Source organism: Rugosibacter aromaticivorans, from assembly GCF_000934545.1.
GTDB classification, from domain to species: Bacteria; Pseudomonadota; Gammaproteobacteria; order Burkholderiales; family Rhodocyclaceae; genus Rugosibacter; species Rugosibacter aromaticivorans.
This window is the reverse complement of the sequence record NZ_CP010554.1, coordinates 863,660-876,787: the sequence shown is the minus strand read 5'-3', so window position 1 is coordinate 876,787 and position 13,128 is coordinate 863,660. Positions and strand designations below refer to the sequence as shown.

Genomic DNA, 13,128 nt, shown 5'->3' with positions numbered 1-13,128 from the left:
GGCGTCCTCGCTTAACTTCGCTTAAGGTGATACATACAAACATTTAACCTTTCAGGCTTGTTTTTCGATCTCATTTTTCACAATGTATTGCATGCGCAATGCCCACTCTTCGAGGATGTTGACGTATAGACCCTCATCTGCACCATGGGTACTGCTCATTTGCGCATCCACACCCAACTGAATGCCTTGTTCGTTTGTCCCTTTAAGCCAGCGCGACTTCCCTCGAGAAAACTCACTCCAAGGTGCCCCTTTGGCCTGATAACCAATCTGGCAATTGCGAAACTCGGCAATATCGTCAGGCGTTGCCATGCCGCTGGCATTGAAGAAATCCTCATATTGACGCAACCGATGCTCGCGACTCTCAGCGCTTTCGCCCTTGGGCGCAACGCAATAAGTTGTCACCTCGGTGCGATCAACAGCCAAGGGTCGAAAAACACGAATTTGCGTGCTCGCCTGATCCATTAAAAACACATTCGGCATGATAAGCAAATTGCGTGTTTTTTCTGTCATCCATTGCGTACGTAACTCGCCATGCCGCGCAAGATGACCTTCACGCATCTCATACCCCGGCCGTATTTGCGGATTGGGATAATTAAAATAAATCAGCCCGTGCCCATATTTGAACGCCAGAAAACCACTGTCGTTATAAATACCCTTGGGGTCCACTGTTTTAGTGGTATTGCCGGATAAGCCTTTAGCGCGCTGTCCTACCGTCATGAAATAGTTCGCATGCGTTGTGGGTAAGTGATAGCCATCCAAGCCATTCTCAGCCTGCAGCTTCCAGTTGCCCTGGTAGATGTAGGTCGTCTCACCGGGCAGCACTTCAAGTTCGCCCGTCGGCGATTGATCGACCAGCAGGTCAATAAAGGTGGTCGAGCCGTTGAGGTATTCCTTTAACGGCGGCACGTCAGGGTTGAGACTGACCCAGATAAAGCCGCGGTAGCTTTCCAGTTTAGCCACCGGGGTCAGGCCCAGGTGTTTGCGATCGAAGCCAGGGGGGTAGCCACCGTCGGCTTCGTCGGTGACGTTGATGAGTTCGCCTTTCGAGTTGTAACACCAGCCGTGAAACATGCACAGGTGCACTTTCTGGTTGCCTTTGGTGTGGCGCACCACTTTGGCGCCACGGTGGGCGCAGACGTTCAGAAAACCGTGAACCTTGCCCTCTGCATCTCGGGTGAGGACGACGGGTTGCCGACCCACGTTGATGGTGAAGTAGTCGTTGGGGTTGGGCAGCTGGCTTTCATGCGCCGCATACACCCACCCGCCTTCAATCAGGTGTTCCAGCTCCAGCTCGAACAGCGTCGGGTCCGTGTAGATGTTACGCGCGCCGAGCGCGATATCGCCCGGGCCATTGACGACGACCCGGTTTTCCAGGTCGCTGAGTAACTGACGCAGTTTGTCTTGCTTGAGTGCGTCTGCAGATAAGGGGGCATTCATGGTGAGTCTCCTCTCAGGTGTTTAGTTGGAGAATGGTTAGGGGCACTTGCAATGAGCTCGGTTACCGTCTCCCCAGCGCCGACTTTTTACGCCGCCCAACCTGCATCAATATTGGCTTTCTTCGCCAGTTCTTTTTCTGCCGGACTGGCAAATTCACTATCCCACCGGGCAAGATGGTGCCGCATGACACGGTGCCACAGCGGAGGGACTAGCGAAAGGAAAAAATATCCTATCGCACTACCCACCAACGGTGCATCTTTAAAGGCGGGCAATTTCCAGTAAGGTGTGGTTGGATCAATATGGTGTTGCGAATGGGTGACAATTTCAAACGTGAGCACCCGAGAAACAGGCCGTGTGTGGTTCAACGCATGGCGCTTTTCAATCGGCGTACCGGGCACGCGTTGCAGCCCGTAATGTTGCACATAACTGAAGATCGTCACAATGGCGCTACCCAGCAAGGCTGTCAAGGCAGCGATCAACACACCGCGCCAGCCATCAGCGAAATAAAACACACCCAATAGCGATACCGCACCGACCCATTGCCAGAACACCCGGGAGCTGGGCGAAAACCAGACCGACTTGCCATATCCCGCCATCCGCCGACGTTCCTGCGCAAAGCTGTTGGTATGAATGAAAATAAACAGGCGCAAGATAAACGGATAAACCGCCTCCCCCCGCCGCGGGGTATCGACATCCAGCGCCGATGAGGTTTCGACATGGTGATTCTTGTTATGTTCCAGTTCGATGTAGCTGGTCAGGAACAGGTTGGAAAGTACCCCGCCAAGAAAACGCGAAACCGGCTCTGAGCGATGAAACATTTCATGGCCAATAGGCAAGCCAACGGCCGCCGTAATGATAGCCATTGATGTTATCGCGCCGATGATTTCGACCACACCCGGATGCCGGCTCACGAAAATCCAGTAGGCAACCCAAAGAAAGGTAATCGGCACGATCTGGAAAAAAGCATAAAAAGCGCACCAGGCGTTGACATTCGACGCACAGAAAAATCAAAGCCCATCAATATGTCGGGAATAGCCATCACCGCAAACAACGCCAACCCCATCCATACCCACACCCCGCCGGCCAGCACACCGATTCCGGTTAGGGTCAGCACAGCCGATGGCAGAAAATATTTCAGATAATCCACCTTCTCCTCTTTTTTTCTCGGTTTTTACAGGATAAACAACAAATTTTTTCCGCGCACAAACCGCTCTTCAAAATCGACCACACGCTGCAATAGCTTTAATCGTCCATCCACACCACGCCGCAGGATATCTTCTCGGCCATAGGCATAGCTCATCTGCTCATAGACCATCCGATTACGCGTGACCATGCAGTTTGAATAGACCCGATATTCTCCTGCCCGCTCACCTTCAAACCCTTCAATGTTGCCGACAATGCGTCGCAGCCGATTGGGTGGGTCGGCAACCCACTGCATACCCGTCTCGCACAATTCAACTCGGTGTGCAAGATCGGCATAGTTATCGTCAAAGAAATACACTTCCTTGTCGCCACTGCCTCGCGTGTCTTTGCGGTAACGCAACTGACGGCTAAAGACCTGATATGTAATCTCGGCATCAACCATCGTTTCCAGCCACTCACGCTCTTGTTCAGAATCAATCAGCCGCGCTTCGCGAAACAAAAACCGTTCAATCTCATCCCGTACTTCACGAGTGACTTCTCGCTCATTATTATGCTTTGTCAAAATCCACTCCTTTTTTTCGGCTTGAATTACAGAACCCAACTAACGCTCAAGATGGGCTTTTTTCCACTTTGATGAATTAGCACGCAGCTCATCCCAACTTTCAGCCACCAGCATTTCCTGGTAATAACGATAGAACCCGCGGTGAGATAGCTCATTGATCATCGCATCACTCACGACACCGGGCATCACCACATCTTCCCGTTCACGACCCAGGCCCATTTGAGCATTGAGTGTTCCACGGCGCGTCACCAGGCCATCATTAGACTGAGTCATCGACTCCATATTATCGGCGTCCTCAGATTCGAGCATGCCCGCCGTGCCGAATGTCTGGTTCATGTTTCTGGCGATAATCCGCTTCAACTCTTTGGGCATATCTTTTTCGACCCATGTCCACGTCAAGGCTTCAATCGCGCCCGGGCCGCGTGGCAACCAAACCTTGAAGGTATTGGGGCCGACAAGAAATGAATTGTTGGGGAAGATCGTGCCATCCCAGGCAGAGTTGTAAAACTTGGCACGCACCTCGCCTAGCCGCTCTGCCACTTTGGGCGTCTGTGCAGCAAGCCACGCCAGCAACATCTCGTTTTCACGCGCGGTAGTATAAATACCCCCGCGGCCGCCATAAGTAATCGCTGCACCATGCCCGCCTCGGCTCGTAAAATGCATCCCCATGACTTCTGCCGGCGCGGGTAGCGACGCATTGCCTTGCAACGCCATCAGCGGCGATTGGGAAAACAGCACCTGTGTTGATGAGGCATGTGTCCAGCCCACGTGATACATATCGCCAATAAAATTCTCGCCCGGCGTTTTCCAGTTGCAGTACAGAATCGAGCGGCTAGGCGGGCCAATCAATTCAGTGCCTCCCGGTGCGCCCATCCAGGCTTCAAGATACCAGGCAGCTTCACCGAGATATTCGCGTAGCGAAGGTGCCTGCGGGTCAAAGCAGCCATAGATAAAACCGCAAAAATTATCCACCAGCGCCACCTCTACGAGGCCATGAGATGATTTATCGAGCTGGTTGTTATAAACCTCTTTTTCTAGCGGCACGCCTTGCAGCGAACCATCAATGCCATACGCCCAGCCGTGGTAGCTGCACACAAAGCTGCGCGTATTACCCGCTTCGGCCGCGCAAACTCGTGCGCCACGATGCGAGCATGAATTCACAAAAGCCCGCACCTTGCCGCTCTGCTGACGCACGACAATGACATTATCCTGGCCCATCTTGGTGGTAATGTAATCGCCCGTATTGGGGATCAAACTTTCATGCGTCAAAAACAACCAGCAGCGCGCAAAAATGCGCTCCATTTCAAGATCGTAAATAGCTTGATCGTGAAAAATCCGCCGACTTTGAATACCGTCTTTTGTATTGATTAACGCGTCGAAATCACCCATGCACCGCCTCCTTTGAGAACTATCAATCCGCCAGACCCAAAACCTTGAGACCGGCTTGGGCACACGCTGTATCCTCGTCTTCCAGTGCGCCAGACACACCGATGCCTCCAATCACCTGACCCTCCACAATAATCGGCAAGCCACCACCAAAGGCGGTAAACCGTGGGCGTAGCGGAACACCTTGTTGCACGGCCGCGGAATGCGCTTTAAGTGCCTCATGCCACATCCCTGTGGGCATACCAAAACCCGCTGCGGTGTACGCTTTATCTATTGCAATATCTATTGAATGCAATGGTGCTCCTGGCATACGTAAAAATGCAACCAGCAAGCCGCCACGATCCACAACCGCCGCATTCACGCGCAACCCCATGGCGACGGCTTTTTCAATCGCTGCCTTTACCGCGTCATTAGCGGCTGCCCAATCGATGATGGGTTGATTCACAAAACATGGCTTGCTCATTTTTATCCTCTCATGAAATTTATTAAAAAGTCGGTGCTGGTGATACGGTAAAAGCAATCATGATACCGTTAAAAAAACACACATCACCTTGTCTTAACCTGCTATATCCTACCCTCTGAAATTCAATTTTCCATGGGGTACTGAATGCAGCTTACTGCCCTAAATCAACCATCACTTTGATCTGCTTATCGCGGCTTTCCACCAAGGGAAGCATACCGTCAGCGAGAATATTTTTCAGGGCAATGCGGGAGGTAATCTGACGTCCCGCTTCTAGCACCCCACGCGAGACCAGATCGAGCACACCGCGAAAATCGTTGAACATATCGTAGCCGAACACAAACCGCACATCGTGCTCGCTAAGCAATGCGCGGTTCATATCGATTGCGGGGGACTTCTCCCAGGGACACATCGACATATAGCGTCCGCCTTTGCGTAGATGGTTAAACCCCAGTTGCAATGCGCCATCCGTGCCTGCTGCATCGAACACGACATCGAATCCCACGCCCTGTGTCAGATCTTTCAGGCTTTCGGCTGCGGCAGGATCCACAACGCTTGTCGCCCCGAGATCTGTCGCACGTTGCGCACGCAAGGGACTTGGCTCTACCGCCACAATCGAACCCGCGCCCGAAGCCGAAGCGCATTGCAGCACAGCCAGACCAACCGGCCCTGCGCCGAGCACCAGCACCCGTTCGCCAATGCGTAAATCTGCGCGATGCATGGCATGAAACGCCACCGTGAAATGCTCAGTCAAGGCACCGATTTCCAGGGGCACATTTTCGGGCAAGGGAATCGCCAGGCGCGCGGGCACGGCAACATAGCGAGCGAATGCACCACTGCGCGTGAAACCAACCCAGCCGGGCCGATCGCACAGGTGATACATGGCACGATGGCAGTAATAGCATTGCCCGCAAAAATCCATCGGGATCACTGTCACCCGCTCGCCCACTTTACGCGAATGCACCTCTGCGCCCAGTTCAACAATCGTGCCGGATGTTTCGTGCCCAAGCACCACCGGCGGGTTGGAAAACGTCGGCCTTAAAAATTCGTGCAGATCGGTTCCGCAAATGCCGGTAAACCCGACTTCAAGCAATACCTCGCCAGGCCCTGGCTTGGGCTGTGTTACCTCTTGCAACTCCAGATCACGGGGTCCTTTTAATACAGCGGCTAGCATGAGGCAATTCCTTTCTGTCTATAACGGATAAACAAGGTAACGTGCGGGGGTACCATCCAGGTAAAGCTTGCGTTCAACAAATTGCGCACTGCCGACACTGACCTGAATCACGTCTTGCGCACGACCGGCCACCAGCAAACCACAGGTACCATCGGGCTGTGTATAAGACACCATGAAATTGCTGCGCACAGTGTAACGTCCAGCACCCGCAGGGTTTATGCGGGCGAGTTGTGTGACATGCCGCGTGCGGTAAGGCTCAACCGTTCCCCGCCATACCTCTTTAACAAACTTGACCCGATCAAGCACACGGGCGCGACAGTCATCCAGCATATAGCCGATCGACAGCCCGCGTTCCGCATCTGCGGCGTCATACACCGTATAAACACACTCTTCTGCAAACAAGCCAGGCCATTCATCATATTGACCGGCGTCCAGCACATCGCCATATACCGCGAGCAGATCACTAATGGCCAAGCGATCGGTGATATCTATCGGCATCTCAACCCCTTTCATTTTTCTGGCTGAAACCATCTTCAGCGAAACCCATCACTTCGCGATAATGGCCCCACCAATCAGTATTCGAGACTTCATCATTCTGCGTCCAGTCAGCGCGCGGTTTGCCTACCCCTTTCACGAAGCGCTGATAACCGCCATCGCGTGCAGTCGCTTGCAGCCGGTTATAAATGGCTGCGTCCTCGATGCTGATGAATCCACTCGGTCCGAGCAGGTTAGACGATTGACGGACACGATGCATAGCGAACGCTGCCGTGTCACTCGCATGTCCGAAAAAGGCGTACCAGACCTCAGTCCGATCGGGACCCAAAGGGCGTGCAAAGCGCACATTGATCGTATCCACATGTTTCGTAATACCGGTGACTGGGCGTAAGGCAATCACGCGCGCTCGGTCATCTGTTCCCCGGAATTCAACAACGCTGGGGTCCGCCAGATAGCCATTGTCTTGATATTTTTTGACTGCGTACAAAATACATAGATGACCATAAGGCTGGGTGGAAACAAGCTGGCCTGCAGCGCCTTGCCATCCCAGCATATGGAACGCCTTATGCAGTAACGGAGCATGGTAAGGGTCGTTATCAATATAAGCCTTCCAGTTCGCCTGATAAATCACACGCTGGTAGCCCAACAGGGTGAGTTTGCCATCATCCAGCAGGGAATCAGAAAGCGGTGCCAGAGCATCACCAAGAAATTCAGCCAGGCTGGGGGTGCTTTCATCGAGCGTGACGAAAATTAAGCCCGCATGCTCTGAAACACGCAAACGACGCAAGCTGTAATCTTCCTCCCGAAAGTCGGGGCGAAATTCTTTCCGGCCTGGCGCACCAAGAAACTGGCCCTGCGCATCAAACAGCCAGCGATGATAAGAACATTCAAATTCCTTCGCTTCGCCCCAGGTGCGTTGCTCAAGCAGCGCGCCGCGGTGTGCGCAAGCATTGACCAACACACGGATCTCATCGGTCTGCGCTGAACGGGTTACCAGCAGTGGCACTTCACCAAGCCAGGCTGTCTTGAAGCTATCCGGCTGAGGCAATTCCGCGCGATGCGCCACAGGATGCCAATAGCGGCCATAAAAGAAACGCTTGAGCTCTTCTTGATAGACATCCGGATCCGAAAAAACTTCTTTCGGAATATCACTCGAATTCAGAAAACGCTGAGCTATCGCGTGGCGAACATTTTCATAATCAGTTGACATCGACCTCTCCCCTAGTTAGTGAAGTGGATGCAGATGCGTAATCGCCCCCATCTCCTTTGCAATGACACGCCAGGTATCGCCACCATCATAAGACGCACGCACTTCCCCTCCCGTTGTTGCGAAATAAACGGCAGGTGAACCATCATCGGCATAACCAGACTCCAGCGCCCAGACCATATCGAACAGACCCTGCTGATTGGTATCGGGCACAAGCGCCCAGTTTTTTCCAGCATCCCGTGTTCGATAAATGGCAATATCTGCGCCTTTGCGACGGCGAAATTTTGACGGAGATAAAAAGTAAACATTGCCGCTCATGACGCCGGTTGCCAGGCCAATGATCGAAGCCCAATGCGGCGGAATACCATCCGCCGCCGCAAGAAATGCGGTGGCCGGATCTTGCGGATGAAAGGCAATGGCATCTTCTGCGTACAGGCGATGGCCTAATCCCTCATTTGCGCTTGACCAGGTGCTTCCCCCATCTTCGCTACGATAAACCCCTTTACCACCGCGGTAAGCACCGGTATCCATCCCCGTGGCAACCAACAAGCGATCCGGTTTTGCTGGATGAATAATGGTCCGATGCAGATCATGGCCAATGCCTTCTGCAACTGACCAGGTCATGCCTCTATCGCGGCTGATGAGAAACGAACCCACTTCAATCGCTGCGTAAATCACGTGGGAATCCACCGGACTGACGGTGATCGACCGTACATGGGGAATACCAGGACGCACGGGGAACGACCAGTCTTTAGATTCAGGTAGCGCCATCAGATCGCCACAAAGCGACCATTCAGCACCACGATGGCATGCGATCGCCGGGGGTTCCGTGCCGGCATACAAACGTTCCGGCTGATGGGGATCGAACGCAAGCGACCGCACATCCTGCGAGGGCAATCCTGTGGAGATATCCCGCCAGGAGGCCCCGCCATCTTCACTGAGCCTGACCCCTTTTTTCAGAATGGCTACCGCAACGCGCTGGCCATGCGCTGCCAGCGCAAAAACCTGCTCACCTGCAAAAAATGACGGACCGGTGCGGCCATCGTCAGCCAAGCTGAAAACCCCTTTATTACCAGCCACAATCAGCATGCGATGTCCCTCCCTTTATTTCTTATCGGTCAATTCGGTAAAGTTAATAAACGGCGGCGGAATATGCAGCTCATGAGTCACGCGAATCGCATCCACATGACAGTCAATCGCACACAGGCGGCACGAGTGACATTCATTGGGATACATCACCACAGCCTTCCAGCCTTTTTCTTCCCAGGGCGCTGCCACTTCGACCATGCGCAACACATCGGTCGGACAACTATCGATACAGACATTGCAACCATCACAGGCCACGAGATCAATATGTTCAATCATTGCACACTCCCTACAGCAAATCGTTCAGGTACGGTATATGGGCTGGGCGTCTTGCCGCGGGGGGGCTGGACAGGCCAGCGGCTGTAATCCAGTTCGACGGTGCGAAACTCTGGCTCACCCTTCTCGTCCGCGCCACGTCGCGCAAGCAACCACTTAAGCCAATTATCGTTATCCATGTAAGGGTAATCCACACGGAACAACTCTCCCCGGCTTTCTGTTCGCTGTAGCATGGCCTTGCAGGTCAGAATGGCCATATCTAAATAGTTACGCACTTCGCTGGCTTTTTCGAGTTCGTGAAAATCCGGCGCGTAGAGTTTCGGCAGAATATGCTCTCGAATCGATTCAAACTGCTTGATCGCCTCCTGGATACGTTTCTCAGTCTTGAAAAGCGCAAAACCCGGGTCAGACGACACTTTGCCAATTTCCATCCAGACCTCGGATGGTCGCATTGGTCTGACTTTGCGCATGGGCGCAAAATACCAGTCCAGCGTTTCTTTTATCTGGGCATCATGCAACGGGGAAAGATCAACTGACTTTGTTCGCTGTGCCGCATGTTCCCCTGCGCGATAACCGGCGACAGCAGACCAGCTGGATATGCCACTGCCACTGATACCCGACATCAGATGCGGGCAGGACGTGCCATAGCCAGCGCCATACAGGCCAGGGATATTGGTCGCGCCATTCAAGTCGATATGCGGGCCGCTGCCGCTCATCGTACCGATTACCACAAAAGGCCCCAGCTCAAGAATATCCTTGCGGGGGTCAATGCCAAACTCATTGAACGCCCGCTTCACCGTCGGGCTGACTTCGTAAAGCAAGTCGATATCTTCTTGCGGGACATGACGCAGATCGAGATAGCAAGGCCCGCGGCCTTCAATGTTTTCAGTGATGATGGCTCGCGCAATCTGGAACAAGCCCGACTGTTCAGCCCAGATCGGGTCATATTTTGACATAAAGCGCTCACCCGCCTTGTTGATAAAATGTGCGCCCACGCCCTGAATTTTTGCCTGACCCGGGGTGAAAAACTGCTTGTTGAAGTAACTCCAGGCGGCGAACTGCGCAAACTCCATGCCGGCAAAATCAGCCCCCACGCGCCAGGCAGCAGCATGTCCTTCGCCAGTGCAATGGTCGGCAAATGCGTAATGAATCTTCGGGTAAAACGGGCCTACATTGAGAATGACATTCTTGGCACGGAACACATGCACCTGGCCAGTGCGCACCTCCACCCCGATCGCGCCGGAAATGCTCCCCTGCGTGGGACGCTTGCCATCGCTGGTGAGCAAATCAACCACTGCCACTTTTTCAATGATCGTAACGCCTGCAGCCTTCAGCCGCTTGCGCAGAATTTCCATGCACACCCGGCCATCAACCCCGAGTGTGGTGCCTAACTTGTGGCCGCGTACCTTGACGTATTTCAGCGCGCCATCCGGCTGCCGTGAATAAGGCACACCCCAGTCAATCTGCTCCTGTACCCGGTCATAACTCTCCCGCACATACTGGGCAACCCAATCCTGATCGGCGAGATAATTCGCACCCACGGCGAACTCGTTGATCCAGTCCGTCATCTCTTCCCCTTCAACCCGCTTGTAGGGGGCAAATTGGCTATGGACGTAGGTCATCGGGCCGGCGCGTGCGATCACCGCTTTTTCTACCAGAATGACCTTGGACCCGAGTTCTTTAGCGCGCAACGCTGCCCGCGCCCCGCCAATACCCCCGCCCACCACCAACACATCACAATCAAAATTCAAACGTTCCATAAAATAAGTGTCCCTGTAATTAAATAAGTGTCCCTGTAATTAGAGAATGCTGGCCATATTGGGCATCAAAATCGTGTTTTGTGAAATCCACACCGTACGGCGCACCAACAGGAACCCCGCCGCAACGCTGCCGCGCCATAGATCTTCACGCCGTCCAGCGATACCGGAATCATCATCGAGCAAGCGGTTACGTACCAGCTGGATGACTGAATTCACGCGGTAAGTCTCCGGCCTCTCCTGGGCAAACACTTCGATATTCGATATCACCCGAATTTCCCGTGGTCGCGGGTCGTTGCTCGACACACCCGCCGGATTCGCGAGGCGCATGGTGCGCAACAGCAGCGACTCATGGTCATCGTCATAATGATCCGTATCAAATTTGCGGAAATCCTTTTCCCGATGATCGCGTATGTGGTGGCTGCGCCGCGCCGGAATTGAATAATGAATCTCCGGGGCGATCAGTTCCATCCATTCGGTATAACAATATTCATCCAGCATCCGGGCTTCTTTTGCCAGGAGATAGTGAAAGGCTAAATGTGTTTCCGGCGTTGCCATCTTCAGTGCCTGATCAGCCATGGGAGCGCTCCTTGTGACGCAAATTTTCGGTGGGCGGAATGTCCTTCGCCGAATTCGCCTGCATGTATTCGGCCCAGCGACGGTAGTAGCCACGAAAGCCGTTGTCGGAAATACGCTTTTCCACCAGGCCAGGATAGATTTCATGGCGCGCTTCAAGCCCTTGCCCCATGGTGTAATCCGAATACTGGTGACGCCCCAGGGTGCCATGCAAGGTCGTCGTGATCCGTTCCATGTTCGCGCAATCATCCATTTCGAACATGCCGGAAGTGCCCAGCATCCGCGCGTTAAAGCGCACCATTTCCTGCTTTAGCTCATCGGGCAATTCTTTGTCGACCACCGTCCACATCCAAATTTCACATTCATCCGGACCTTTGGGATGAATCTGACGGTAAGTGAAGCCCGGCACGAAAAGAAAATTCGGGAACATCCCGCCGTCGATCGAGGAACCAATGAACTGCGCCCGTTCCGCCCCCAGTCGCTCAATGTAGCGAGGACGCTGACGATCCACATAAGCCATCCACTGTTTTGGGTCACGGAACAGGGCATACGAGCCATAGCCATCGCTATGCGCATTCCAGCCATGCCCCGACACCGTCGCCGAGATGCCCGGCGGCCCGCCCGGCTCAATACCCACGGGCAAGCGCATCGTTGCCCGACTCATATTCACTCCGGCCGCCACGGCATGGGCAGCAAACACATGATAAGTATCAGCGACGATATTTTCTGCCGCAAGCTTCCAGTTGCATTTCAGGCGCTGGCGCATGGTGCCGCCGACAAACTCAACCCCGGTGGGTAGCGGATCAAAAATGGTGTCCAGGTACCAAGTAAAGTCACCCAGAAAATCCTTCAGAGAGGCTGTCTCGTCATCAAAATTACCAAACCACAAGCCTTTGTAGGATTCGATCCGGATTGACTTCAGACCAAACTCAGCCTTGCGCGCACCGTAGGAAGCCTCACCTTCCGGCCGCACGTCAATCAAACTGCCATCGATGCCAAACACCCAGCCATGGTAAGTGCATTGAAAGGTTTTCGCCCGCCCTTCTTCGGCCTGACAAAGCAAGGGGCCGCGATGCGTACAGGCATTCAGAAACGCCTTGATCGAACCATCATTCTGGCGGATCACCAGAATAGGGTCTTCACCCATAAACGTGTTGAGAAAATCCCCGGGCTTCGGTAATTGGGTATCGTGCGCCAGAAACAGCCAGGCACGGCCAAACACCTGATCCAGTTCGACACGGTACAGTGCTGGGTCAGTAAAGATTTGGCGGCTAACCTGCCCGCCCTCGTTCTTCACTAACGGGGGAATGGTTGGCTTCAGCGAAGTCATATGTGTAATTACTCCTCATGTATGCATTGCAGCAAAGCAAGATTAAAATGGCCCGGCCTTCCACCTACTTAAGCTATTTTCATGGCGCTATTATCCTCGCTCCACAGCCTGACGCAATGCCTTTATTGGGATAATCATCATTCACGTAATGAATTCTGTAGAGTAAATATGTGGTCACTCATTTATAGTTTCCGACAACGCTTCTTCCCATGAGTGAAGTGCAAAAAAAAAGCAGCAAC

At 53.4% G+C, this 13,128-nt stretch carries 14 protein-coding genes; all 14 read right to left on the bottom strand.

Annotation, left to right across the window (positions count from 1 at the left end):
* Positions 1–51: 51 nt before the first annotated feature.
* Positions 52–1,437 carry an aromatic ring-hydroxylating oxygenase subunit alpha gene (locus PG1C_RS04480; RefSeq protein ID WP_202636203.1) on the bottom strand — a complete coding sequence of 462 codons (1,386 nt, stop codon included), beginning with the start codon at positions 1,435–1,437 and terminating at the stop codon, positions 52–54.
* Between the two features lie 86 nt (positions 1,438–1,523).
* Positions 1,524–2,348: a fatty acid desaturase gene (locus tag PG1C_RS04475; protein WP_202636202.1), complete on the bottom strand. Its 825-nt coding sequence runs from the start codon at positions 2,346–2,348 to the stop codon at positions 1,524–1,526.
* A complete protein-coding gene (locus PG1C_RS04470; RefSeq protein ID WP_202636201.1) occupies positions 2,345–2,584 on the bottom strand; it encodes a hypothetical protein in 240 nt (79 codons plus the stop codon). The genes PG1C_RS04475 and PG1C_RS04470 overlap by 4 nt, the downstream gene beginning before the upstream one ends.
* Before the next feature lie 24 nt (positions 2,585–2,608).
* Positions 2,609–3,142 carry an aromatic-ring-hydroxylating dioxygenase subunit beta gene (locus PG1C_RS04465; protein WP_202636200.1) on the bottom strand — a complete coding sequence of 178 codons (534 nt, stop codon included), beginning with the start codon at positions 3,140–3,142 and terminating at the stop codon, positions 2,609–2,611.
* Positions 3,143–3,181: 39 nt separating this feature from the next.
* Positions 3,182–4,531 (bottom strand): aromatic ring-hydroxylating oxygenase subunit alpha, encoded by a 1,350-nt coding sequence (locus PG1C_RS04460; protein ID WP_202636199.1) that lies wholly within the window; start codon positions 4,529–4,531, stop codon positions 3,182–3,184.
* Positions 4,532–4,553: 22 nt separating this feature from the next.
* On the bottom strand, positions 4,554–4,991 hold the full coding sequence (locus PG1C_RS04455; RefSeq protein ID WP_202636198.1) for a GlcG/HbpS family heme-binding protein: 438 nt from the start codon (positions 4,989–4,991) through the stop codon (positions 4,554–4,556).
* 151 nt (positions 4,992–5,142) lie between these two features.
* A complete protein-coding gene (locus PG1C_RS04450; protein WP_202636197.1) occupies positions 5,143–6,162 on the bottom strand; it encodes an alcohol dehydrogenase catalytic domain-containing protein in 1,020 nt (339 codons plus the stop codon).
* Between the two features lie 18 nt (positions 6,163–6,180).
* Positions 6,181–6,660: an aromatic-ring-hydroxylating dioxygenase subunit beta gene (locus PG1C_RS04445; protein WP_202636196.1), complete on the bottom strand. Its 480-nt coding sequence runs from the start codon at positions 6,658–6,660 to the stop codon at positions 6,181–6,183.
* A 1-nt stretch (position 6,661) separates the two neighbouring features.
* Positions 6,662–7,867 (bottom strand): aromatic ring-hydroxylating oxygenase subunit alpha, encoded by a 1,206-nt coding sequence (locus PG1C_RS04440; protein WP_202636195.1) that lies wholly within the window; start codon positions 7,865–7,867, stop codon positions 6,662–6,664.
* Positions 7,868–7,882: 15 nt separating this feature from the next.
* The gene (locus PG1C_RS04435; RefSeq protein WP_202636194.1) at positions 7,883–8,953 is read right to left on the bottom strand and encodes a WD40/YVTN/BNR-like repeat-containing protein; all 1,071 of its coding nucleotides are present in this window, start codon (positions 8,951–8,953) and stop codon (positions 7,883–7,885) included.
* A gap of 15 nt (positions 8,954–8,968) precedes the next feature.
* Positions 8,969–9,229, bottom strand: coding sequence for a 4Fe-4S dicluster domain-containing protein (locus tag PG1C_RS04430; RefSeq protein WP_202636193.1), 261 nt, complete (start codon positions 9,227–9,229; stop codon positions 8,969–8,971).
* The gene (locus PG1C_RS04425) at positions 9,226–10,986 is read right to left on the bottom strand and encodes an FAD-dependent oxidoreductase (protein WP_202636192.1); all 1,761 of its coding nucleotides are present in this window, start codon (positions 10,984–10,986) and stop codon (positions 9,226–9,228) included. Before PG1C_RS04425 ends, PG1C_RS04430 begins: the two co-directional genes overlap by 4 nt.
* A 39-nt stretch (positions 10,987–11,025) precedes the next feature.
* Positions 11,026–11,562, bottom strand: coding sequence for an aromatic-ring-hydroxylating dioxygenase subunit beta (locus PG1C_RS04420; protein WP_202636191.1), 537 nt, complete (start codon positions 11,560–11,562; stop codon positions 11,026–11,028).
* Positions 11,555–12,889, bottom strand: coding sequence for an aromatic ring-hydroxylating oxygenase subunit alpha (locus PG1C_RS04415; RefSeq protein WP_202636190.1), 1,335 nt, complete (start codon positions 12,887–12,889; stop codon positions 11,555–11,557). Before PG1C_RS04415 ends, PG1C_RS04420 begins: the two co-directional genes overlap by 8 nt.
* Between the last annotated feature and the right edge of the window lie 239 nt (positions 12,890–13,128).

Bases quoted from the DNA above. Each gene is read 5' to 3' on its own strand.
- PG1C_RS04450 (WP_202636197.1), bottom strand. From the start codon at position 6,162: ATGCTAGCCGCTGTATTAAAAGGACCCCGTGATCTGGAGTTGCAAGAG.
- PG1C_RS04445 (WP_202636196.1), bottom strand. From the start codon at position 6,660: ATGCCGATAGATATCACCGATCGCTTGGCCATTAGTGATCTGCTCGCG.
- PG1C_RS04480 (WP_202636203.1), bottom strand. From the start codon at position 1,437: ATGAATGCCCCCTTATCTGCAGACGCACTCAAGCAAGACAAACTGCGT.
- PG1C_RS04435 (WP_202636194.1), bottom strand. From the start codon at position 8,953: ATGCTGATTGTGGCTGGTAATAAAGGGGTTTTCAGCTTGGCTGACGAT.
- PG1C_RS04415 (WP_202636190.1), bottom strand. From the start codon at position 12,889: ATGACTTCGCTGAAGCCAACCATTCCCCCGTTAGTGAAGAACGAGGGC.
- PG1C_RS04440 (WP_202636195.1), bottom strand. From the start codon at position 7,867: ATGTCAACTGATTATGAAAATGTTCGCCACGCGATAGCTCAGCGTTTT.
- PG1C_RS04455 (WP_202636198.1), bottom strand. From the start codon at position 4,991: ATGAGCAAGCCATGTTTTGTGAATCAACCCATCATCGATTGGGCAGCC.
- PG1C_RS04425 (WP_202636192.1), bottom strand. From the start codon at position 10,986: ATGGAACGTTTGAATTTTGATTGTGATGTGTTGGTGGTGGGCGGGGGT.
- PG1C_RS04460 (WP_202636199.1), bottom strand. From the start codon at position 4,531: ATGGGTGATTTCGACGCGTTAATCAATACAAAAGACGGTATTCAAAGT.
- PG1C_RS04420 (WP_202636191.1), bottom strand. From the start codon at position 11,562: ATGGCTGATCAGGCACTGAAGATGGCAACGCCGGAAACACATTTAGCC.
- PG1C_RS04430 (WP_202636193.1), bottom strand. From the start codon at position 9,229: ATGATTGAACATATTGATCTCGTGGCCTGTGATGGTTGCAATGTCTGT.